Raw genomic sequence first — 23,306 nt, 5'->3', positions numbered from 1 at the left:
GCATTAATAACTATACTTCCATTATTATAGGCAATATCATTGGTTTTCTCTTTGTTTTCTCATATAAAAACATTCTTAAGACATCTTTAATATTAGATTTTATTGCAGCCCATTCAGTTATATGTTTTTCTTCACATTCTTTAAGAGCTTTTTTTACTATCTCTCTTGCTTCTTCTATTAAATCTTCTGATTCTCTAACATATACAAATCCTCTAGATATAATATCTGGTCCTGCCATTACATTACCACTTTGCTTTTCAATAGTTACTACCACAGTTAATATTCCATCTTGAGATAGATGTTTTCTGTCTCTTAACACTATGTTTCCAACATCTCCAACACCTAATCCATCTACGAATATCTGACCTGATACTACCGTTCCATTTTTTCTTATGGAATTTCGTGTTAATTCAATAACTTCACCATTATCTGCAATCAATATATTGCTTTTTGGCATTCCAAGTTTAGCTGCAAGTTCACTATGCTGTTTTAAATGTCTGTATTCTCCATGCACTGGTATAAAGAATTTAGGCTTTACCAAAGTGTGCATAAGCTTTAATTCTTCTTGGCAAGCATGACCGGATACATGTACATCTGCTAATGCTTCATAAATTACTTCTGCACCTTTTTTAAACAATTGATTTATAACTTTAGAAACAAGTTTTTCATTTCCTGGTATAGGTGATGCTGAAATTACAACCATATCACCCTCAACTATATTAACCTTTTTGTGTTCAGAAGCTGCCATTCTTGTAAGCGCAGACATAGGTTCCCCTTGGCTACCTGTTGTTATAATAGTAAGTTTTTCATTTGGATACCTGTTAACAGCATCTATGCTAATCATTGTACCTTCATCAAATTTTAAATATCCATATTCCATTGCCACAGCAATGATATTTTCCATGCTTCTTCCTGATACGGCAACTTTTCTTCCATTTTCCTCTGCCGCTTGAATTATTTGTTGTATTCTGTGGACATTTGATGCAAAGGTTGCAACAATTATTCTTCCTTGTGCTTTTCTAAAAATCTCTTTAAAAGTCACACCTACAGTGCTTTCTGACATTGTATAACCAGATCTCTCTACATTTGTACTGTCAGCAAGCATAGCTAAAACACCTCTTTTTCCGAGTTCAGCAAATCTTGCAAAATCCGCCAATTGTCCATCAATAGGCGTATAATCGATTTTAAAATCGCCTGTGTGTAAGATAACACCCATTGAAGTATGAACAGCTATAGCTGTTGAATCAGCTATACTATGACTTGTTCTTATAAACTCTACTGACATAATATCTAATTTTATTATGTCTTTCGGTTTAACACAATTAAGCGTTACTTTACTTAACAATCCATGTTCCTTTAATTTAGATTCAAGTATACCTAATGTTAATTTTGTTCCATATACTGGTACATTCAGTTCCTTTAATACATATGGAAGTGCACCAATATGGTCTTCATGACCATGAGTTAAAAATATTCCTTTAACTTTTTCAATGTTTTTAACTAGATAACTCACATCGGGAATTACTACATCTATTCCAAACATTTCTTCATCAGGAAATTTTAACCCACAATCAATTATTATTATTTCGTTTTTAAATTCTATGGCTGTTATATTTTTTCCAATTTCATTTAGCCCGCCTAAAGCTATTATTTTTATCTTATCTTTTTCTTTACGCATAACTCTACCCTCCTTTTTTTGAATATTTATATTTTAAGTATAAATATTTTCAGCAAACAATTATAAAAGTTCATACCGTTAAATTATCTTACAGGTTATGAATTTTTATAATTTATATTTTAAATTATACAGAGATTAATTTCTCCGCATTCATCTAATTATTTATTTTTACAATCACTGCATAAACCATAAAATTTAAGGCTGTGATTTTTAACTTCAAAATTACATTTTTCTTCTACTATTTTCTCTAGATTTTCAAGTAAATCACCTTCAACTTCTAGCACTTTTCCACAATTTGTGCATATAAGATGATGATGTTGATGGTTTTCATTTTGATGTATAAGTTCGTATCTATTAGAACCATCATTTAAATCCAATTTGCATATTGCTCCCAATTCTTCAAGTAAAAGTACAGTTCTATAAACTGTTGCTAACCCAATTTCAGGACAATCTGCCTTTACAAGTTCATAAATTTCCTCGGCAGTAAGATGTTGCCCTTCACTTTTTATAATTGTATCCAATATAGCTCTTCTTTGTGGTGTTAGCTTGTAACCTTTTTCTTTTAAATTATTTTTTAAATGTTCTATTTCTCCATTTGATAATTTAGGCATATAAATCCCCCACTTCAAAAGCTATACAAAGCAAAATTAAATAATTTTGTATCTAATTTAATTCTCCCTCTGAGAATAAAGCTTCGTATGCTTCACTTATCATATTAAATTCATCATCATCTTCTATAGTATATAAAATGTCATTTCCATCTTCATCAGAATCAATTTTTAATATTATTGCTTCTGTTTCTGTACCTGCATCTTTCGGTGCAACAATGACATATTCTTTATCTTCTAAATCAAGTTTTGTAATAACTTCAAATTCCTGCTCTTTTCCGTCCTCATCTAATAAAGTTATATTTGTTGTATCATTTTCCATGTTTTATTTTTCCTCCATTTTAATACTATTTTAAATATTACAATAAGTTTTGTCAAATTATTAGTTCTATAGACTGTCTAAATAACCTTGCAATATGTAAGTTGCCGCAACTTTATCTACTAATTTTTTTCTTTTTGCTCTAGATAAATCTGCTTCAAGCATAGCCTTATGTGCAGCTACTGTTGTAAGCCTTTCATCCCACATTTTTATAGGTATATCTATTTTTTCTTTTAAAATATCACAAAATGCTAAAACCTTTTCACTTTGTGGTCCTACCGTTCCATTCATATTTTTAGGAAATCCTGCAACGATTGTTTCTACAGAATATTCTTTACATATCTTTATTAATTCATCCATATCAATAGTGATGTTTTTTCTTCTAATTGTGGTTATTCCCTGTGCCGTAAATCCAAGTGGATCGCTAATTGCAATTCCAATTGTTCTGTCTCCTATATCTAAACCTAAAATTCTCATTTTATCTCCTTATTGTATGTAAAATTAAAATAAAAATGCCCCTTAGGGCACTTTTATTTTACATCAAGATATGATTTTAAAACTTCTTCTAATATCTCATCTCTTTCTAGTTTTCTAACTAGAGCACGTGCACCGTTGTAATTTGTTATATATGTAGGGTCTCCAGAAATTATATACCCTACTAACTGATTTATGGGATTATAACCCTTTTCTTTCAAAGCATTATATACCTCAGATAATATTGACTTTGTAAGGTCTTCTTTATTTTTTAGTACATCAAATTGAATGGTATTATCGTTATTGTTCCCCATTTAGTTTTCACCCCTTTATTAAAATGGTATCAACTAGTTATATACATTATAGCTTATTAATTAATAAAAGTATACTATTTTACTAATTTTTCCATGATATTTTGTAAATTTGATATTGCCTCAGATAACTTCTCTGGATTTTTTCCACCTGCTTCGGCCATGTCTGGACGTCCGCCGCCGCCGCCGCCACAAATTTTAGCTACTTCTCTAACTATTGCACCACAATGTACACCTAATTTAATTGCTTCTTTTGTGGCCATAGATATTATCTGTACTTTTCCATTATTGCTGCTTCCAAGTACTACAACAACATTTCCACCAACTTTAGACTTTATTTTATCTGCCAAATCCCTAAGTGAATTTCCATCTAAATCTTTTAGTGATGCTGCTGCAACTTTAATTCCCTTAACTTCATAAACTGATTTTATTATATCATCTTCAAAGTTAGCTGCCAATTTAGACTTAAGTTCTGAAATTTCTTTTTCTTTTTCTTTTAATTCAGCTAATACTAAATCAATTTTACTTAAAACATCCTTTTCAGAACATTTTAAATCTCTTTGAATGTTTTTTAACACTTCATCTTTTTTATCAACTACCCCTAGTGCTTTAAGGCCTGTTACAGCTTCTATTCTCCTTATTCCAGCAGCTACACCTGTTTCTGAAATAATTTTAAATAATCCTATTTCTCCAGTATTTTTTATGTGTGTACCTCCACACAATTCCTTACTGAAATCACCAACAGAAACAACTCTTACAGCATCTCCATATTTATCATCAAATAATGCCATGGCACCTGATTTTTTAGCTTCATCTATGCTCATAACTTCAGTTTCCACTGCTATTGCTTCCATTACTTTTTTATTTACAATAACCTCAACTTTTTTAAGTTCTTCTTCTGTAATAGCTGTAAAATGAGTAAAATCAAATCTAAGTTTTCCATCATCAACAAAGGAACCTGATTGGTGAACATGTTCTCCTAAAATTTCTCTTAATGCTTCATGTAGCATATGTGTTGCTGTATGATTTTTAGATATACTTTGTCTTCTATCATTATTTACAACTAATTTAATTTTATTATTATTTTTTAAAGTCCCTGTTTTAACTTCAACAAAATGCATAATTTTTCCCGAAATGTTCTTCTTACAATTTGTAACTATTCCTTCACAGTTTTCACTTACAAATATTCCAGTATCACCTATTTGTCCACCCATCTCACTATAAAAAGGTGTTTTTTCTGTTATTAAAATTCCTGATTTTCCGTCACCTAAAGCTTCGACAAAATTTTCATCTGCTGCAATTAAACTTACTTTTGTTTCAACTTCTAAGGAATCATATCCAACAAATTCAGTGTTTAAATCTGCTGGTATTTTATCTAAAATACTTATATCTGTACCCATATAAGTGTATTCAGTTCTTGCAGCTCTTGCACGTTCTCTTTGAATCTTCATTTCAGAATTAAATGCGTCAAGGTCTACTTTTGCACCCTTATCTTCTAATATTTCTTGAGTTAACTCTAACGGGAAGCCATAAGTGTCATATAGTCTAAATGCCTTTTCTCCTGTAAGAATTTTCGAATTATTTTTATTCATCTCTTCGATATATTCATTTAAGATCTCTATGCCGCTATCGATAGTTTCACTAAATCTCTCTTCTTCTAACTTAATTACTTTTTTAATATAATCCTTTTTTTCTTTTAATTCAGAATAAGCTCCAAATGAATTTTCTATTACCACATCACATAGTTCATATAAAAATGTTCCATTTATTCCTAGTAATTTTCCATGTCTTGCTGCTCTTCTAAGTAGTCTTCTTAAAACATAACCTCTTCCTTCATTTGAAGGTAATATATCATCACTAATCATAAATGTAGTACTTCTTATATGATCCGTTACTATCCTAATTGAAATATCTGTTTGCTTATTGCTACCATAGCTAACATTAGCCTTTTTACATACTTCATCAAGTATTTTTCTTATAGTATCAACTTCAAATATACTTGTTGTATCTTGCATTACACCCGCAATTCTCTCAAGTCCCATACCTGTATCAATATTTGGTTTAGAAAGTTTATTATAATTACCATCTTCATCTTTATCAAATTGAGTAAATACTAAATTCCATAATTCCACTGCTCTATCTGATTCTGAAGCTTCTATAAACTCTTCTTTGTTTTTAATAATACCTTGACCTCTGTCATAATGAATTTCAGAGCAAGGTCCGCAAGGCCCTTGACCATGTTCCCAAAAATTATCTTCTTTACCTAACCTAAATATGCGACTTGGATCTAAACCTACTTTTTCTGTCCAGATTTTAAAAGCCTCATCATCATCTAAATAAATTGTTACATATAGTTTTTCTTTAGGAAGTTTTAAATTCGCGGTTAAAAACTCCCAAGCCCAAGGTATTACTTCTTCTTTAAAATAATCTCCAAAAGAAAAGTTTCCAAGCATTTCGAAAAATGTACCATGTCTAGATGTTTTTCCTACATTTTCTATATCTCCAGTTCTAACGCATTTTTGACAAGTAGTCACCCTTTTGCTTGGAGGCACTTGAAGTCCTGTAAAATAAGGCTTCATAGGAGCCATTCCTGCATTTATTATTAATAATCCTTTATCATTTTTAGGGACTAAAGAGAAACTAGGCAATCTTAAATGACCTTTGCTTTCAAAAAAGCTAAGATAAGCCTCTCTTACTTCATTCAAACCCATTGTTTTCATAACTATTTCCTCCTAATTTAAAATAAAAAGCTTCCATCTCTTGCTATTTTGCAAGGGACGAAAGCTAACTTCCGCGGTACCACCCTAATTACACATATACTTGTGTCACTTAAAAATCACAGTTCAAGGACTGCTTCAATAAATTGATTAAGAAGTTTTCACCATCCACTTCCTCTCTTTATATATCAAGATATTTACTACTTCCCATCATCACCTTAAAATATTAACTACATGAAGATTATATTTAAAATTTTATGTTCTGTCAACAAAATATGAAAAGAAAGCAACTAGTGTATTTAGTTTCCGTGTACGTGTTCATGTATTGTTTCAGAATGTGTTTTCATTTTCCATACTTCAAGTCCATGGTTCTCTCTATAACTATTTATAGCCTTATGTATAGCTTCTTCTGCAAGTACTGAGCAGTGCATTTTTACAGGTGGAAGTCCATCAAGCGCTTCTGCAACTGCTTTATTTGTTAAATCCCATGCTTCTTCTAAAGTTTTCCCTTTGATTAATTCTGTAGCCATACTTGACGATGCAATTGCAGATCCACATCCAAAAGTTTTAAATTTAACATCTTCTATTACATTGTTTTTTACTTCTATATAAATTTTCATTATATCTCCACACTGTGGATTACCAACTTCCCCAATTCCACTTGCATTTTCAATTTCTCCAACATTTCTTGGATTTCTAAAGTGATCCATTACCTTTTCGCTGTACATCATATTAAACTCTCTCCTTTTCCTTTATGAAATCCTCCCAAAGTGGTGACATTTCTCTTCTTCTTTTAACTATTGCAGGTAGTTTTGAAAGAACATAATCTATATCATCTTCTGTGGTTCCTGCTCCCATTGTAAGTCTTAAAGAGCCGTGTGCCACTTCATGCTTAAGTCCAATAGCTAGAAGCACATGTGATGGATCTAATGAACCAGATGCACAGGCACTGCCTGTTGATGCATAAATTCCGTCAAAATCTAAATCCAAAAGTAAAGCTTCTCCTTCTATACCAATAAAGCTGAAATCTGAATTTCCTGGTAATCTTTTATCTCCTACAGGTCCATTTATCTTTGTGTATGGTATTTTTTCCATAATACCTTCTACTAACTTTTCTCTCAGACTGCTTAATCTTTTAGCTTCAGTATCCATCTCTTCTACTGCGATTTCTATTGCCTTACCCATTCCAACAATACTAGCAATATTCTCTGTACTTGCTCTTTTATTTCTTTCCTGTCCACCACCATGTATCAAACTTTCAAGTTTGACACCTCTTCTTATATATAGTGCTCCAATACCTTTAGGACCATAAAATTTATGTGCTGCCATAGATAACAAGTCAATGTTTAAATCCTCTACATCTATTTTTACATGTCCTACTGCTTGCACTGCATCTGTATGGAAAATTATTTTCTTTTCTCTACATAAATCTCCTATTTCCTTTATTGGCTCTAATGTTCCTATCTCATTATTTGCAAACATAATTGATATTAAGATTGTTTTATCTGTAATAGCCTCTTTTAAATCTTTTAAACTTATAAAACCTTCTTCATCTACAGGTAAATAAGTAACTTCAAATCCATTTTTTTCCAAATACTTGCATGTATTTATTACTGCATGATGTTCAATTTGAGTTGTTATAATATGATTACCTTTATTTTTATGAGCCTCAGCAATTCCCTTTATAGCCCAGTTATCTGCTTCAGATCCTCCGCCAGTAAAATAAATTTCACTTTTATCTGCATTTATAGCCGAAGCAACTTTTTCTCTTGATCTTATTATTGCTCTTTTTGTATCATCAGAAAAAGAATATAACGACGATGGATTACCAAATTTTTCAGTGAAATATGGAAGCATTTCCTGTAAAACTTCTGGTTTTACAAAAGTAGTTGCAGCATAATCCATATATACGCTTTTATTGTTCATTAATTCCACTCCTCATTAGTGCTTAACATTATTATAATCATCAATAATGTCTTGCAACGTCATTGTTTTTGTAACATTGTCTATGCTCTCTTTAAGTTTTGCCCAAAGAAGTCTAGAAGCACAACAGCTACTATTGCTACATACATCTCCATCTAGACAATCCGATATTTCAATAGGACCTTCAAGTATGTCAAATATATCTGAAACCGTTATTTGTTCTGGTTCCTTATTTAAAATATAGCCACCTTGTGCACCTCTTACACTCTTTATTAATTTTGCTTTTCTAAGAGATGAAAACAGCTGTTCCAAATAATATTCAGATATATTTTGTCTCATTGAAATATTTTTTATTGATACAGGTGATTTACCATAGTTTATAGCTAAATCAACCATGGCTTTTACACCATACTTTCCTTTAGTTGAAAGTTTCATTAGCCCACTTCCTTTATAGAATGCTTTAGTAAATTTATATCCGAGTGTTTTACTAAACATTATAAAAAAATAATATCAAAGCCGAGTAAATTTGTCAACAATAAAAACAGGAATAGTTTTAGTTCAAACTATTTAGAAATTGGAAAACACGGGTGAAGGGTTTTCACCTATGCTTCGCGGTGAAAAGACGAAGGGTCGCTAAATCGAGGTGATGGGTTTGACAGGTGCTTTGCTGGTCAAAGGTGATGGGTTTTCCGTGGTAAAAAGCTATGGATGATTATTTTCCTGACTTATTCTTTATTGCAATAACCTCATATATATGCCAGTGCTTATCAATTACATTTCCTTTTTCGCCTACACATTGTCCATCGTATTCCTTTTCCTCGAATTTCTTTATGTTATATGTTTTAAGCAGTTCCTCTATTTCATACTTTCTATGAAAAGTTATATTCTTTGAAATGTTATGCCAATCATCATTAACACCAAAAAAAATTCCTGCAAAAATCCCACCTTCCCTCACTGATTTTTCAATATTAATCCAAAATTTATTGAAATTATTTGGATTACAGAAGGGCAAACTAAAACTTGCATATACAGCATCACAAACTGGGAACTCCATGTTGGTGAAATCTCCATTAATTATACTTAATTTATCCTTGATGTCATGCCTCAATTCCAATTTTCTATGCTCTATGCCATTAGTTACTTTATCAATAGCATTTACAAAACATCCTTGTTCAATAAAATACATGCTATCTGTCCCAGCCCCGCATCCTATATCAATGATTGACATTTCCTTATATAAAAAATTTTTAAGACATATTGCTAAATGTCTTGGCTTATTATCTTTAGTTATTTTTTGGTATCGTCCCCATTCATTATGGCTCTCCATCAATTTTCCTCCCTATATAAAAATTCTATGACTTGCTTTACATTAAAATTAGCCTACCCATTTGTCAATTCATAATTTCAAAAAATAAGTAAAGGGCTATAAATTATAACCCTTTACTATTTTTTATCCTCTTAATGAAGTTTCCCCCATTAAATACTTATCTACAGCTTTAGCAACACTTCTTCCTTCATGCATTGCCCAAACTACAAGTGATTGACCTTTTCTCATATCACCAGCTGAAAAAACTCCATTAACACTTGTCATATAAGCTTCATCTGCTGCAACATTGCCTCTATTATCTAATTTTAGATTTAAATCCTCAACAATACCCTTATGCTCTGGATGTACAAATCCCATAGCAATCAATACTATATCAATTTTTTGTGTTGTTTGTGACTTTTCTACATCAACCTTTGTCATTCTACCATTCTCATCTTTTTTCCACTGTACTTTTACAGCTTCTATTCCGGTAACCTTGCCATCTTCACCAAGGAATTTTTTAGTTTCGATACACCACTCACGTATTGCTCCTTCTTCATGAGAAGTAGTTGTTTTTAATGTTCTTGGAAATAATGGCCATGGCATAGTTTCATCTCTTTCAGTTGGTGGTTTAGGCATAATTTCGTATTGATATACATTTGCAGCACCTTCTCTTATTGAAGTTCCAATACAATCAGAGCCAGTATCTCCACCTCCAATAACAAGAACATTTTTACCCTTCACATCAATAGCTTCCTTAGAAACATCAATACCAGCTACTTTTCTATTAATGTAGCTTAAAAAGTCCACAGCAAAATATATTCCCTTTAATGCCCTTCCTTCAATCGGTAAATCTCTAGGAACTGTTGAACCTCCACATAATACTACGGCGTCAAAATTTTTTAGAAGTTCTTTTGATTCATAATCAAATCCAACATTAGTGTTAACTTTAAATTCAATTCCCTCTTTTTCCATAACATTTATTCTTCTATCTATTATAGATTTATCAAGTTTAAAGTCAGGTATTCCATATCTTAATAGTCCACCTATTTTATCATGTCTTTCAAAAACAGTTACATTGTGACCAACAGAATTTAGTTCTGCTGCCGCTGCAAGTCCAGAAGGTCCAGATCCAACAACCGCAATGTTTTTACCCGTTCTAACCTTGGGTAGCTCAGGCTTTATCCAATTTTCATTAAAGGCCCTTTCTATAATTCCAAGTTCAACTTCTTTTATGGAAACCGCATCTGAATTTGCTCCAAGCGTACATGAACCTTCACAAAGAGCTGGACAAACCCGTCCTGTAAATTCAGGAAAATTACTTGTTAAAGTTAATCGCTTATATGCCTTCTCAAAATCTCCTTTATATGCCATATCGTTAAAATCTGGCATTAAATTTCCAAGAGGACAACCCCATGAACAGAACGGAGTACCACAATCCATACATCTTGCACCTTGTATTTTAATCTTTTCCTCTTCCATAGGAATATGGATTTCTTTATAATCCTTTATTCTTTCCTTTATAGGTCTATTTTTAGCTACTTCTCTTTTATATTCTTTAAAACCCGTTACTTTTCCCATTTTTTCTACCCCCTATGCTCTTAATTCAGAAGCTACATCTTTATTTTCTTCTAAAATCAATTTATAAGCAGTTGGGATTATTTTTTTGAAGAGTTTTAATGAATTATCCCAGTTTTTAAGTAATTTCTCTGCTTTTTTACTTCCAGTGTATTTATAATGATTGCTTATCATGTTATACACTATCTCTGAATCTTCTTCATTTAGTTCATCTATATCTATATCACTGTTTTTGATTGTATTGTAAATATTATCTTCCTCATCAATTATATAAGCAGTTCCCCCACTCATACCAGCCGCTAAATTTCTTCCATACTTACCTATAACAACCACAGTTCCGCCTGTCATATATTCACAGCAATGATCTCCAACACCTTCTACTACAGCTGAAGCTCCACTGTTTCTAACTGCAAACCTTTCTCCAACTTTTCCATTGATGTAAAGACTTCCTTCTGTTGCACCATATAATATAGTATTTCCAGCAATTACATTTTCATCTTGCTTAAAAGATGCTTCCTTAGGTGTTTTAATTATTATTTTTGCTCCAGATAGTCCTTTTCCTACGTAGTCATTTGCTTCACCTTCTAATGAAAGTGTTAATCCACGAGCTCCAAAGGCACCAAAACTTTGTCCAGCTGAACCTTTAAAATTAAAACAAATAGTATCCTCTTTTAAACCAGCATTACCATAAATTTTTGCTATTTTTCCACTTAACATTGCTCCTACAGCCCTGTCAACATTTTTGATTTCAAAATCAGCCTGAACATTTTTTCCATCATACAATGCATTTTGTGATATTTTAATCAACTTATAATCCATAGAAGTTTTTATACCATGTTCTTGCTTTTTAGTGCAATATGGTTTAATTCTACTTGGCATATCTGGTTTATACAATATTTTTGAAAGGTCTATTCCTTTTGCTTTCCAATGATTATTTCCATCTTTAACCTTTATTTTATCTACTCTTCCAATCATTTCATTGATTGTTCTAAACCCTAATTTTGCCATATACTCTCTAACTTCCATTGCTAAGAAAGTCAAGAAATTTACAACATAATCTGGTTTTCCTTTGAAATTTTTTCTAAGTTCTGGGTCTTGAGTTGCAATACCCATTTCACATGTATTAGAATGACAATTTCTAAGCATTGTACATCCAAGTACTACTAAAAGTGTTGTAGCAAATACATACTCTTCTGCTCCTAGAAGTGCTGCTATAACTATATCTCTTCCAGTCTTTAACTGACCGTCTGTTTGAAGAACAACTCTACTTCTTAAATCATTTAATAAAAGTACTTGTTGAGCTTCTGCTAAACCAATCTCCCATGGAAGTCCTGCATGCTTTATTGATGAAACAGGTGAAGCTCCTGTACCTCCATCATGTCCGCTAATTAAAATTGCATCTGCATGAGCCTTTGAAACTCCTGCTGCAACTGTCCCTACACCTACCTCTGATACTAACTTAACATTAATTCTAGCATCAGGGTTAGTACACTTTAAGTCATATATTAATTGTGCTAAATCCTCGATAGAATATATATCGTGATGAGGTGGTGGTGATATTAAATCTATTCCAGGTGTTGAATGTCTAACCTTAGCTATAGCTGGGTCTACTTTTTTACCTGGAAGTTGTCCGCCTTCTCCTGGCTTTGCACCTTGAGCCATTTTTATTTGTATTTCATCTGCATTTATAAGATATTCAGCATTTACTCCAAAACGAGCAGACGCAACTTGTTTTATGGCACTTCTTTTCCAATCACCATTTGCTGATTTCTTGTATCTTTTTGGATCCTCTCCACCTTCTCCACTATTACTCTTTCCACCAATTCTATTCATAGCAATGGCAATAGTTTCATGTGCTTCTTTACTAATTGAACCAAAAGACATTGCTCCAGCACAAAATCTTTTAAGTATTTCACTTACAGGTTCTACTTCGCTTATTGGAATTTCATTTTCTGTTTTAAGCTCAAACATACTTCTTATTGTGCAAAGATGTTTATCTTGATTATTAATAAGTCCAGAATACTCCTTAAACATTCCATAGTTATTCATTCTTGCGGAAACTTGAAGTTTATATATAGTATCGGGATTAAATAGATGGAATTCACCATCTTTTCTCCAAGCATAATTTCCACCAACATCAAGCTCAGAAACTGGTTTTCTTATTTTATTAAAGGCATTTTTATGTCTTATAAGAACTTCTTCAGCAATTGTTTCAATTCCTATGCCCTCAATTCTTGATGGAGTTCCTGTAAAATGCTTATTAATAAATTCAGTCTTTAAGCCAACGGCTTCAAATATCTGCGCTCCGTGATAACTTCTAAGAGTTGATATTCCCATTTTAGAAAGTATCTTTAATAACCCATGATTAATTGCATCTATATAATTATATATAGCTTCATCATAAGATAGTTTTTTGATTTCGCCTTCATTTACAAGTTGTTTTATAGATTTATATGCAATATATGGATTTACAGCTGTAGCACCATAGCCAAGAAGTAATGCCATATGCATAGTTTCCCTTGCTTCACCAGTTTCAATTATAAGAGAAACTTTTGTACGTGTCTTTTCTCTGATTAAATGGTGGTGAACAGCTGCTACGGCTAAAAGGCTTGGAATAGCTGCTTCATAAGAATCGCCAAATCTATCACTTAATACAATTATATTGTAGCCTTCATTAACTCTTTTTGAAGCTCTTTCACATATTTTTTCAAGTGCCTCCTCAAACCCTTCAACTCCTGTATCATATTTAAAAGTTATTGGAATAGTTGTAGTTTTAAAATCCTTATTACTTAATCTTTTTATTTTTGACATGTCTAAGTCACTTAAAATAGGTGAAGATATTTCAATAAATGGATTTTCTAAAACTTCTTTATTTAATATATTTCCTTGAGCCCCGATATAATTAATTAATGAAGTTACCATTTCTTCTCTAATTGGATCAATTGGTGGATTTGTAACTTGTGCAAAAAGTTGCTTAAAATATGCAAATAAATTTTGTGGTCTATTTGATAAAACTGCTAGTGGAGCATCATTTCCCATGGAACCTAATGGTTCCTTTCCTGTACTAGCCATAGCTTTTAATATTATTTTCAAATCCTCAAGAGTATAACCAAATGCTTGTTGCCTTTCCTTCAATATTTCAGGTATTATTGTTGTATCTTCTTCTGTTCCCTTAAAATCACTCAACACAAATTTACTATCATCTAATGCTAATTTGTAGTTATAACTATTACATATTTCTTTTTTAACTTCATCATCACTAATGATTCTACCCACTTTTGTATCAATAAGGAATATCTTTCCTGGTTCTAATCTTCCTTTTTTCTCAATCTCTTCTGGTGCAAAATCTAATACACCTGCTTCTGAAGAAAGTACAACCATTCCTTTTTTTGTTATTACATATCTTGCTGGTCTTAAACCATTTCTATCTAACACTGCACCAACTTGAGTTCCGTCTGTAAAAGTAACTGCTGCTGGACCATCCCATGGTTCTATTAATGATCCATGATATTCATAAAATGCTCTTTTTCCCGCTTCCATTTCTTCATTTAATTCCCAAGCTTCTGGAATAAGCATCATCATTGCATGGGCTGGACTTCTTCCATCCATAACTAAAAGTTCAAACATATTGTCTAAAGATGCAGAATCACTTCCATCTGGATTTACAACTGGGAAAACTTTCTCAATTTCATCTCCAAATACTTTTGATTCAAGACTTCCTTCTCTAGCATTCATCCAATTTCTATTTCCTCTAATAGTGTTTATCTCTCCGTTATGTGCTAAATATCTAAATGGCTGAGCTAAATCCCAAGTAGGAAATGTATTCGTACTATATCTTTGATGAACAACAGCAATTGCACTTTTAAAGTTAATATCATTTAAATCCATGTAATAACTTTTTATTTGGTCCGGCAATAATAATCCCTTATAAACTATTTTTTTACTAGAGAGACTGCAAATATAAAATCCTTCTGCATCTTTATCTAATAATTTTTTAACTTCACTTTCTGTCCTTTTTCTTATGATGTATAGTCTTTTTTCAAACTCTTCCTCAGTATCACAATTGCTTCCTATAAAAATTTGTTTTATTACAGGTTCTGTGCCCTTAGCCGTTTCACCAATTAGTCTGCTATCTCTTGGAACGTCTCTCCAACCTAATAATTTTTGATTTTCTTCACTAACAACCCTCTCAACTATTCCTTCACATTGACTAGTTATAGTAGTTTCTCTTGGCAAAAATATCATGCCAACACCGTATTTACCACTCTTAGGTAGATCTATCCCCAAATTATCGCACGTTATACTAAAAAATTCATGTGGTATTTGCAGCATAATTCCTGCACCATCACCAGTTTTAGTATCTGAACCAACTCCACCTCTATGTGTTAAGTTAATTAATATTTCTATTCCCTTCTTAACTATATCGTGTGACTTCTCTCCCTTAATGTTTGCTATAACACCAATACCACAGTTGTCTTTTTCCGTTTGCGGATCATATAGACCTTGGCATTTTGGATAACCGTTACTCATACTCATTTTTTACCCCCCTAATATTTAAATTATCTGTAGATCACATGAAAACGTACTTATATAACGTTTTATAATCTGTAGTTAATTCATAAATATAAATTTTAATGTATATAAATTGATATTTATATTTCAATGTATTTTAACAAAATATTATTATTATATATTATAAGTGTATTTTTGACGCTTTTCAACTTAAAACTTGCAATTTTCAATATTAATATTTATTTATGTAAATTATTATTATTATTTATTTTACAGTGCCTAAATATAAAAATCTATTAACAAACTCATTGTAATTAATGCAATGTATAGTTTTTAATTATTCACATCATGGTGATTATGCCAAAAATCGGAAATTATACATTCATCATTTTTATTTGGAATATTTATTCTTTTAATATCACTCCATCCCACAGGCATAATATTTTTATATTGCCTTTCCCTGTATCTTTTGTCCATAAGTACTACAAATCCCCTATCACTTTCCGTTCTAATTACTCTTCCGGCTGCTTGAAGAACTTTGTTCATACCTGGGTATACATATGCATATAAAAATCCTTCTTTATTATTTCCACTAAAATGTTCTTTGATTATATTATTTTCTAAACTAATTTTAGGTAATCCTACCCCAATAATAAATACACCTATTAATTTCTCACCAGCCAAATCAAGACCTTCACTAAATGCTCCTCCTAAAACAGCAAATCCTAGAAGAGTTTCTTTATTTTTCTCAGAAAATGCCTTTATAAACTGCCCTTTATCTACTTCATCCATGTTACTTTTTTGGTTAATAATTTTTATATGTTCAGCTTTATGTTTAAATATTTCTAATACATTATTCATGTATTCATAAGACGGAAAAAACACAATATAATTTCCTGTTTTTTTGCTAATGCATCTATGTATCGTTTCTGCTATTTTTTTATAGGAATTCTTTCTCTCTAAATATTTTGTAGATATATTGTCATCTAATAATAAACATAGATTGTTATTATCGAAAGGGGACTCAAAGTTTGCTTTGTATGATTCGTCATTTCCACCTAATAATTTCATAAAATAGTCCATGGGTGTTAGTGTTGCTGAAAAAAATACTGCTGATTTTACTTTTTTTAAAAATTCACTAAGCCTTACAGAGGGATCAATACAAAATATTTTTAACTTTAAATCATCAAAATTATTCTCTGTATAAGTTACATACTTTTCATCAAAATACTCATAAGTTCTAACAAAAGCTGTAGCTTTAAAGTAAAAGTCAAGTATATTTTCATCTATCTCTGATTCTTCATCAACTTGAAAATGTTTTTCTGCTTCTTTTAGAAAATTATTTAAAGGTTTAATTATTTCTTTAGGTGGAGTTTTTTCAGTAATAAAATCCACCTTTTGGTCCGTACACGCATTTCTCATTTTTATCATAGTAGAATTTATTTTATTTAACGCTTTACTTAATGCTTTAAAATTTTCTTTTGTCATATTTTTAAGATTTAAAATTTCCTTTTTATAGAGTTCAGCTGAATACATTTCACGTGATCTGTCAATTAAATTATGCGCTTCATCTATAAGTAAAGCATAATCACCTCCATCCTCCATAAAAAACCTTCTTAAATATACCCTTGGGTCAAAAATATAATTATAGTCGCATACAACAACATCACACCAATTAGTTAGGTCTAATGAAAATTCGAATGGACAAACCTTGTGCTGCTTAGCGTATTTTTGAATTATCTCCTTTGTAAGCAAATCTTCATCCAAAATACTTACTACAGCTTCATTTATTCTATTAAAATGACCTTTTGCATACTGACAAACCTCTGGATCACAGTTTGTTTCCTCTTTAAAGCATACCTTGTCTTTAGCAGTTACAAACACAGCTTTTAACTTAAGTCCATTATGCTTTAAAACATCTAACGCTTTTTTTGCTTCATTAGCAGTTGTTGTTTTTGCTGTTGTATAAAAAATTTTTGATATTAGCCCTTCCTTCAATGCCTTAATAGAAGGAAAAATAACACCCATGGTTTTTCCTATTCCTGTTGGTGCCTTTACAAATAATTTTCTGTTTTCCATAATTGTTCTATAAACAGCTACTGAGAATTCCCTTTGTCCTTTTCTGTAGTTATTGTATGGAAACTTCAACTTTTCTATAGATAAATTCCTTTCTATATGTAATTTGTTTTTAAATTTTGCTAAGTAGATAAATTTATCTATAATATCATCAAAAAAGTTTTTAAGTTCTAGTATTGTGTTCTGTTTTGAGAAATACTTTATATCTCCACTATCCATTTGATAATAGGATAATCTAGTGAAAATACTATGTCTTTCAAAATTTAAACAATAAAAGTAAGCGTAACAATTCACCTGTGCCCAGTGAAGCAGATTATATTCTTCGTCTATATTTTCCAAATCGTTAGTTGTTGTTTTTATTTCATCTATTATTACATCAGAATCCTTTGTTATTACGCCATCGATTCTACCATTTATTTCTATTTCAATATTATCTTTTATTACAGTATGAGATATGCTTACTTCACTTGTATAATTTTCTTTTGAATTCTTTTGAATCTTCTGATGAGCTTTAATGGCCTCAACATTTCTATTAGTACCCGAAAAACTTGAAACTAAATCTCCATATCTTAAAACCAGTTCAATTAAATCCCTAACGGATATTTTTATTTTATTTGAAATTCCCATAATTTTTAATCCTGATCTTCTTCATAGTATTTTTTGTTTTTAATCTCACTGGGAAAATACTGCTGCTCAACATAGTGCCCAGGATAATTATGTGGATATTTATAGCTAACTCCATTTTCTAGATTTTTTGCGCCCTTGTAGTGAGCATCTCTTAAATGAATGGGAACTCTATATTGCTGATTTTTAGCATCTTCAAAGGCAGCATCAACAGCGCATATAACAGCATTGCTCTTTTTTGCTTTGCTAATGTATATTATTGCTTCTGCTATAGGAATTCTTGCCTCAGGCATTCCTATAGTCTGTAACGCATTCCATGCTGCATGAGCTATAAGCATAGCCCTCGGATCTGCCATTCCTACATCTTCTGACGCATGAACAATAATCCTTCTTACAATAAATTTTGGATCTTCTCCGCCTAAAATCATTCTTGCAAACCAATATAATGCAGCATCCGGATCTGATCCCCTCATGCTCTTAATAAATGCCGATGCCATATCATAATGATTATCACCAGTTTTATCATAATTTATTACTCTTTTTTGCATACATTCCTGTGCTATTTCCTCATTTATAATAATTTTTCCTTCATTATTTTTATTAGTAGACAACACTGCAAGTTCCAAAGCGTTTATGGCACTTCTTGCATCTCCATTAGAGAGATCTGCTATATATTTAAATGCATTGGGTTCTATATCTATTTTTAAAAATCCATACCCTCTTTCTGAATCATTAATTATGTTTTTTAAAATATTAATGATTTCATCTTCAGATAGGTGTTCTAGTTGAAATATTTTAGATCTACTTAAAAGTGCTCCGTTTATTTCAAAATATGGATTTTCCGTAGTTGCACCAATTAATATAACTGTTCCCTTTTCTACTGCATTTAGAAGTACATCTTGCTGTGCACCTCTTTTTAAAGCATGGATTTCGTCAATAAAAAAAATCGTCCTCTTTCCGTACAATTTTATTAATTCGTCTGCTTTATTTATGCATTCTTTTATATCTTTTACTCCAATAGTAGTAGCATTTATTTTTACGAATTCACATTTTGTTTCTTTAGATATTATAGTAGCTAAAGTTGTTTTTCCTACTCCTGGAGGTCCATATAATATTATTGACGTAAGATTATCAGTTTCAATTAATCTTCTAAGTAATCTTTCTTTTCCTATTATTTTTTCTTGACCATAAAATTCATCTAAATTCCTTGGTCTCATTCTCTCTGCAAGAGGTTTATTGGCTGGATTTTTATCCATAGCCATAGTAAATAAATCCAAATTGGGTTACCTCCTTGTATTAGCTTTCATATATAAGACTCATTTAATTTATACTATAACATATATTATACAATATTAGATTGCTGAATTAAACGTTGTTCTTACCAGTAAAATTCTTTAGTCTTTGCTTTGCAATTTCCTTACATTGTTGACTTAAATAAAAAGATGTCCCAAAATTATTTTAACAATTTTAAGACATCTTAATTTTAATTTCTTCTTACTTTTTTAACAGCAATAACTATTGGTACTGTTATAATTACCGCAGCAAATGCCTCTGGAAGTCCATTAGTAAGTGCTACAGCCAAAATTCCCTTTCCAGCTGCAGAAGAACTAATCTTCATACGCGTTGCATATTGCTGCAAGTACAAGATATATATCATCCCAAGTACACCAACTGTGTTAGTAATTGAACCCATTGCAGCTCCAACAGCAGTTTTTACAGTCTCATTTTTTATAGGTATTAATTTGTACGCAAAATATGAAATGATACCAATTAATATTCTAGGAAATACCGACACTAATGGATTTATAAGTGCAAATGATAAAAGTGTTGGTGTCGTCATATTTTGTATTATACTTGATACTCCAAAAATTAGTCCTATGCACATTCCAACTATTGGCCCTTCAATTATTGCACCAATAATTACAGGTACATGCATTATTGTGGCTTGAAGTATTGGAAGCTTAATGTAACCCCAACCAGTTATTCCAAGCATAATGGATATACCTGAAAGCATTCCTATAACCGTAAGCTGCCTAACACCAATTTTTTTACGTGATAAATTTTCATTTTTCAATTTTTCTTCCTCCATTCTCATTCCGTTGGCATTTGAAAAATAGACTTAACATACTGCCATGCTATTTTTTAATATGCCTAAGGATACAAGTCGAATAATATTATTATAATTTCCTAGGCTATTTTACCACGGGTATAATAAAATTGAAATAGTTTTGGCAAAGATAACATACCTTTGTACAAAATAATATATCCATCATTAATGTCCACTTACATTTCCTGTTTCTCTGCATTTTCTTTCAACCTTAGCAAATACCATACTTCCAATAACACAAAATACTACCATTAAAATCAATGTAAATAGTAATTCATATTCTAATGGCATTATAGAAGCTTGATTTATTAAAATATTTCTTGCTGAATCATTAATGTAGGTTAACGGAAAAATACATGCTAACATAACTAAGGCCCTTGGCATTACTTTAAGAGGAAAATACCCTCCTGATACTGCGCTCAAAAATGCACTAGTTATATCAATTATTCCATTTGCCTGCTTAGCTAAAAGAACTAAAGAAGCTATCATCAGCCCAAATCCAAGCATAGCAGCAATACCTGGTAATAAAAATATCATAACTTTAAATAAATTAGGAGTTATATTAAATCCAAAAGCGAAATGTGACACAACACCTGTAATGATGTTTTCTACAGTTACAGATACAAAGGAGAATATAGACCTGCTGAGTAAAAGATTTATTCTATTCACTGGTGCGCTCCAGTTTGACTCAAGCACTCCCTGCATCATTTCATCTTTAAGTGAAAATCCAATGTTCCAAAAAGTTACATTAACATATGCTGATACCATATAACCAATTACTAAAAAACCAATATAATCAGAATTTCCCATGTAACTAGCGAATCCACTTATTTTGCCATTTAAAGAAAAAGCTTTTCCCATAAAATAAAAAGGTGTTAACCATATTATAGGGTCTACAATTACTTGCAAAATGTTTAATGGATATCTAAAATACATCTTTAAGCTTAACATAAATCTAGCTCTTGCAGCTATTAAGTTTCTTTCTATATTCATTATTTTCCCCCCTAAAAATTATCTAATGAACCTGTCATTCTAACTTTTCTATTTATAAGCATAAAACAGATTCGTCCAATTATAAGATATATAATTCCTTCAAAAAGACATAAGCTTATATCTGGTAAAGCTTTTAGTAGTGTTCCCCCGTTTAGCATTATAGTTCTACTAGCAGATATTCCAAAAGTAAAAGGTAAAAATTTAGCTGCTGACTGCATCCAAGTTGGCATAACACTTATTGGAAAACTAATTCCACAAAGTATCATTATTAATCCTCTAACCAATTGAACCATAGAATTTGTTTCTTTAACCCAGAGAACAAGACTTGCAAATATGGAACTTAACCCATAAACACCTGGCATAAGCACTATAAAAACTACACACCAAACAAGTACATTACCTGTAAAATGTACTCCAAAAATAAATCGATACTCTAGCATAGATACGATTATTGATATTATTCCTTGGACTATACTTACTACTGAACCGCCTATTAATATATCGAATTTATGAATTGGACAAAGCCAATTTGATTCTAAGGTTCCCCTATTTTGTTCATCCCTTAAATAAGTTCCAAAGGACCACATAGTCATATTTGCCCACATGTATATCATTGTTCCAATAACTATAAACCCAATAAAATCATTTGTTCCTGTGGCACTTTTATATGCTGATAAACCTTGATTACTAGTTCCAGCCATACCATAAGCACTTAAAATATACATTAATGGAAACATTGCTGGCCAAATTAATAATTGAAGTAACCAAGAAGGATATCTTAAATACTGTGAAAGGTCTTTTTTAGCTATAGTACTTATTGTTCTAATTCTATTCATGCACTCACCTCATCTTTGAGTTTTTTACCTGTGAGCCTTATGAATACATCCTCTAACGAAGGTGCAGGATTTTCTACACTTCTAATACTATCTTTTAAATTTTCAGGTGTATCTAAAGCTATGATTTTTCCTGTATCTACTATTGCAATTCTATCACACAAAAAATCAGCTTCTTCCATATAATGAGTTGTAAGTAGAACCGCTCTTCCTTCAGTTTTTATATCAAGTATTATTTCTCTTAAATCACGTGCAGAATTTGGATCAAGCCCAAGTGTTGGTTCATCTAAAAGAACTACTGGTGCTTCTGGAATCAATGCCTTACCAAGAGCTACTTTTTGCTTCATTCCTGTAGAATACTTCTCTACTAATTCATCAGCTTTTCCCGAGAGTCCAAGCCTTCTAATAAGTTTTTCTGCTCTACGCTTTGCCTCTTTTCTGTTACAACCATATAAGGCTGCAAAATATTCAAGATTTTCTCTACCTGTAAGCTTCCAATATATACTTCTATCTCCAGCTAAAACAGTGCCTATGTTTTTTAATGCTTCCATAGGATTTTTATCAACATCTAATCCATTAACTTTCACATAACCGCTTGTAGGCCTTAAAAGTCCCGTTATCATCTTTATTGTAGTAGTTTTTCCTGCCCCATTAGGTCCTAAAAGACCAAAAACCTCTCCTTTTTTAATCTCAAAGCTTACCCCATCTACTGCTTTAAATTCACTTTTTTCAACTACTCTAAACATCTTTCTTTTTTTAGATATAAAATATTTTTTTAGCTCCTTAACTTCAATAGCCATGTCCATATGGTTAACCCCCTCAAATTATAATTTTTGTTATAAACATAGCGTAACATAACATTGTTACGTTGTAAATATATTTTACATATTTTCTCTATCTATAGATCAAAGTCAGTAAAAGAAATGTGCCATACTACACATTTGCATTATGGCACACTTCTTTTACTACATTTTCTGAACATTTGATGCTTGTGGTCCCTTAGGTCCATCAACCACATCAAATTTTACTTCTTGACCTTGACTTAAATCTTTTCTCTTCCCATCCTCCTTTATTGCTGAGTAATGGACAAAAACATCATCTTCTCCTTCAACTGAAATGAATCCAAACCCTTTTTCATCATTAAACCACTTTACTGTTCCTAATTTCATTTTGTTTGCATCATCGTACAGTTCCTTCTGATTAAAATTTACATTTAGAAATCACCACACTATGACTGCCTCCCTTCT

Annotated in this window: 19 protein-coding genes and 1 other annotated feature; all 19 genes read right to left on the bottom strand. The window is 31.5% G+C overall.

Translation table 11 applies throughout. The features are described from left to right. Nucleotides 1-10: 10 nt before the first annotated feature. The 19 genes from B8978_RS06400 to B8978_RS06310 all read right to left on the bottom strand — a co-directional run bounded on the left by B8978_RS06400 (nt 11) and on the right by B8978_RS06310 (nt 23,228). Nucleotides 11-1,678: a ribonuclease J gene (locus B8978_RS06400; RefSeq protein WP_084114814.1), complete on the bottom strand. Its 1,668-nt coding sequence runs from the start codon at nt 1,676-1,678 to the stop codon at nt 11-13. A gap of 158 nt (nt 1,679-1,836) precedes the next feature. Next, on the bottom strand, nt 1,837-2,289 hold the full coding sequence (locus B8978_RS06395; protein WP_084114813.1) for a Fur family transcriptional regulator: 453 nt from the start codon (nt 2,287-2,289) through the stop codon (nt 1,837-1,839). A gap of 52 nt (nt 2,290-2,341) precedes the next feature. Next, nucleotides 2,342-2,608 carry a DUF1292 domain-containing protein gene (locus B8978_RS06390; RefSeq protein WP_084114812.1) on the bottom strand — a complete coding sequence of 89 codons (267 nt, stop codon included), beginning with the start codon at nt 2,606-2,608 and terminating at the stop codon, nt 2,342-2,344. Nucleotides 2,609-2,674: 66 nt separating this feature from the next. After that, nucleotides 2,675-3,082 (bottom strand): Holliday junction resolvase RuvX, encoded by a 408-nt coding sequence (gene ruvX, locus B8978_RS06385; RefSeq protein WP_084114811.1) that lies wholly within the window; start codon nt 3,080-3,082, stop codon nt 2,675-2,677. A 53-nt stretch (nt 3,083-3,135) separates the two neighbouring features. Beyond that, nucleotides 3,136-3,393 carry an IreB family regulatory phosphoprotein gene (locus B8978_RS06380; protein ID WP_084114810.1) on the bottom strand — a complete coding sequence of 86 codons (258 nt, stop codon included), beginning with the start codon at nt 3,391-3,393 and terminating at the stop codon, nt 3,136-3,138. Between the two features lie 74 nt (nt 3,394-3,467). After that, the gene (alaS, locus tag B8978_RS06375) at nt 3,468-6,110 is read right to left on the bottom strand and encodes an alanine--tRNA ligase (protein WP_084114809.1); all 2,643 of its coding nucleotides are present in this window, start codon (nt 6,108-6,110) and stop codon (nt 3,468-3,470) included. A 50-nt stretch (nt 6,111-6,160) separates the two neighbouring features. Continuing rightward, nucleotides 6,161-6,330 (bottom strand) — a binding site (T-box leader). Nucleotides 6,331-6,406: 76 nt separating this feature from the next. Further along, on the bottom strand, nt 6,407-6,835 hold the full coding sequence (nifU, locus tag B8978_RS06370; RefSeq protein ID WP_139796002.1) for a Fe-S cluster assembly scaffold protein NifU: 429 nt from the start codon (nt 6,833-6,835) through the stop codon (nt 6,407-6,409). 4 nt (nt 6,836-6,839) lie between these two features. Beyond that, nucleotides 6,840-8,033 carry a cysteine desulfurase NifS gene (nifS, locus tag B8978_RS06365; RefSeq protein WP_084114807.1) on the bottom strand — a complete coding sequence of 398 codons (1,194 nt, stop codon included), beginning with the start codon at nt 8,031-8,033 and terminating at the stop codon, nt 6,840-6,842. A gap of 15 nt (nt 8,034-8,048) precedes the next feature. Further along, nucleotides 8,049-8,465 carry an RrF2 family transcriptional regulator gene (locus B8978_RS06360; protein WP_084114806.1) on the bottom strand — a complete coding sequence of 139 codons (417 nt, stop codon included), beginning with the start codon at nt 8,463-8,465 and terminating at the stop codon, nt 8,049-8,051. Between the two features lie 277 nt (nt 8,466-8,742). Beyond that, the gene (locus B8978_RS06355; protein ID WP_084114805.1) at nt 8,743-9,357 is read right to left on the bottom strand and encodes a class I SAM-dependent methyltransferase; all 615 of its coding nucleotides are present in this window, start codon (nt 9,355-9,357) and stop codon (nt 8,743-8,745) included. 123 nt (nt 9,358-9,480) lie between these two features. Then, the gene (locus tag B8978_RS06350) at nt 9,481-10,917 is read right to left on the bottom strand and encodes a glutamate synthase subunit beta (protein WP_084114804.1); all 1,437 of its coding nucleotides are present in this window, start codon (nt 10,915-10,917) and stop codon (nt 9,481-9,483) included. Nucleotides 10,918-10,929: 12 nt separating this feature from the next. Further along, nucleotides 10,930-15,450 carry a glutamate synthase large subunit gene (gene gltB / locus B8978_RS06345; protein ID WP_084114803.1) on the bottom strand — a complete coding sequence of 1,507 codons (4,521 nt, stop codon included), beginning with the start codon at nt 15,448-15,450 and terminating at the stop codon, nt 10,930-10,932. Between the two features lie 309 nt (nt 15,451-15,759). Next, nucleotides 15,760-18,129, bottom strand: a complete 2,370-nt coding sequence (locus tag B8978_RS06340) for an ATP-dependent DNA helicase (RefSeq protein ID WP_084114802.1) — start codon at nt 18,127-18,129, stop codon at nt 15,760-15,762. Nucleotides 18,130-18,134: 5 nt separating this feature from the next. Continuing rightward, nucleotides 18,135-19,403: a replication-associated recombination protein A gene (locus B8978_RS06335; RefSeq protein ID WP_084114801.1), complete on the bottom strand. Its 1,269-nt coding sequence runs from the start codon at nt 19,401-19,403 to the stop codon at nt 18,135-18,137. Between the two features lie 206 nt (nt 19,404-19,609). Further along, nucleotides 19,610-20,200 carry an ECF transporter S component gene (locus tag B8978_RS06330; RefSeq protein ID WP_084114800.1) on the bottom strand — a complete coding sequence of 197 codons (591 nt, stop codon included), beginning with the start codon at nt 20,198-20,200 and terminating at the stop codon, nt 19,610-19,612. 198 nt (nt 20,201-20,398) lie between these two features. Continuing rightward, on the bottom strand, nt 20,399-21,226 hold the full coding sequence (locus B8978_RS06325) for an ABC transporter permease (RefSeq protein ID WP_084114799.1): 828 nt from the start codon (nt 21,224-21,226) through the stop codon (nt 20,399-20,401). Nucleotides 21,227-21,237: 11 nt separating this feature from the next. Further along, nucleotides 21,238-22,062: an ABC transporter permease gene (locus B8978_RS06320; RefSeq protein ID WP_084114798.1), complete on the bottom strand. Its 825-nt coding sequence runs from the start codon at nt 22,060-22,062 to the stop codon at nt 21,238-21,240. Continuing rightward, a complete protein-coding gene (locus B8978_RS06315) occupies nt 22,059-22,865 on the bottom strand; it encodes an ABC transporter ATP-binding protein (RefSeq protein ID WP_084114797.1) in 807 nt (268 codons plus the stop codon). The genes B8978_RS06320 and B8978_RS06315 overlap by 4 nt, the downstream gene beginning before the upstream one ends. A gap of 159 nt (nt 22,866-23,024) precedes the next feature. Continuing rightward, complete coding sequence (locus tag B8978_RS06310) at nt 23,025-23,228, bottom strand: cold-shock protein (protein WP_084114796.1); 204 nt, start codon at nt 23,226-23,228, stop codon at nt 23,025-23,027. Between the last annotated feature and the right edge of the window lie 78 nt (nt 23,229-23,306).

It is taken from the genome of Clostridium acidisoli DSM 12555, assembly GCF_900176305.1.
In the GTDB taxonomy this organism is placed as follows: Bacteria; Bacillota; Clostridia; order Clostridiales; family Clostridiaceae; genus Clostridium_I; species Clostridium_I acidisoli.
The sequence above is the reverse complement of the archived record's forward strand: the minus strand, read 5'-3'. Positions and strand labels throughout refer to the sequence as shown.

Bases quoted from the DNA above. Each gene is read 5' to 3' on its own strand.
- B8978_RS06320 (WP_084114798.1), bottom strand. From the start codon at position 22,062: ATGAATAGAATTAGAACAATAAGTACTATAGCTAAAAAAGACCTTTCA.
- B8978_RS06325 (WP_084114799.1), bottom strand. From the start codon at position 21,226: ATGAATATAGAAAGAAACTTAATAGCTGCAAGAGCTAGATTTATGTTA.
- B8978_RS06390 (WP_084114812.1), bottom strand. From the start codon at position 2,608: ATGGAAAATGATACAACAAATATAACTTTATTAGATGAGGACGGAAAA.
- alaS (WP_084114809.1), bottom strand. From the start codon at position 6,110: ATGAAAACAATGGGTTTGAATGAAGTAAGAGAGGCTTATCTTAGCTTT.
- B8978_RS06355 (WP_084114805.1), bottom strand. From the start codon at position 9,357: ATGGAGAGCCATAATGAATGGGGACGATACCAAAAAATAACTAAAGAT.
- gltB (WP_084114803.1), bottom strand. From the start codon at position 15,450: ATGAGTATGAGTAACGGTTATCCAAAATGCCAAGGTCTATATGATCCG.
- nifS (WP_084114807.1), bottom strand. From the start codon at position 8,033: ATGAACAATAAAAGCGTATATATGGATTATGCTGCAACTACTTTTGTA.
- B8978_RS06360 (WP_084114806.1), bottom strand. From the start codon at position 8,465: ATGAAACTTTCAACTAAAGGAAAGTATGGTGTAAAAGCCATGGTTGAT.
- ruvX (WP_084114811.1), bottom strand. From the start codon at position 3,082: ATGAGAATTTTAGGTTTAGATATAGGAGACAGAACAATTGGAATTGCA.
- B8978_RS06400 (WP_084114814.1), bottom strand. From the start codon at position 1,678: ATGCGTAAAGAAAAAGATAAGATAAAAATAATAGCTTTAGGCGGGCTA.
- B8978_RS06315 (WP_084114797.1), bottom strand. From the start codon at position 22,865: ATGGACATGGCTATTGAAGTTAAGGAGCTAAAAAAATATTTTATATCT.
- B8978_RS06310 (WP_084114796.1), bottom strand. From the start codon at position 23,228: ATGAAATTAGGAACAGTAAAGTGGTTTAATGATGAAAAAGGGTTTGGA.
- nifU (WP_139796002.1), bottom strand. From the start codon at position 6,835: ATGTACAGCGAAAAGGTAATGGATCACTTTAGAAATCCAAGAAATGTT.
- B8978_RS06380 (WP_084114810.1), bottom strand. From the start codon at position 3,393: ATGGGGAACAATAACGATAATACCATTCAATTTGATGTACTAAAAAAT.
- B8978_RS06350 (WP_084114804.1), bottom strand. From the start codon at position 10,917: ATGGGAAAAGTAACGGGTTTTAAAGAATATAAAAGAGAAGTAGCTAAA.
- B8978_RS06340 (WP_084114802.1), bottom strand. From the start codon at position 18,129: ATGGGAATTTCAAATAAAATAAAAATATCCGTTAGGGATTTAATTGAA.
- B8978_RS06395 (WP_084114813.1), bottom strand. From the start codon at position 2,289: ATGCCTAAATTATCAAATGGAGAAATAGAACATTTAAAAAATAATTTA.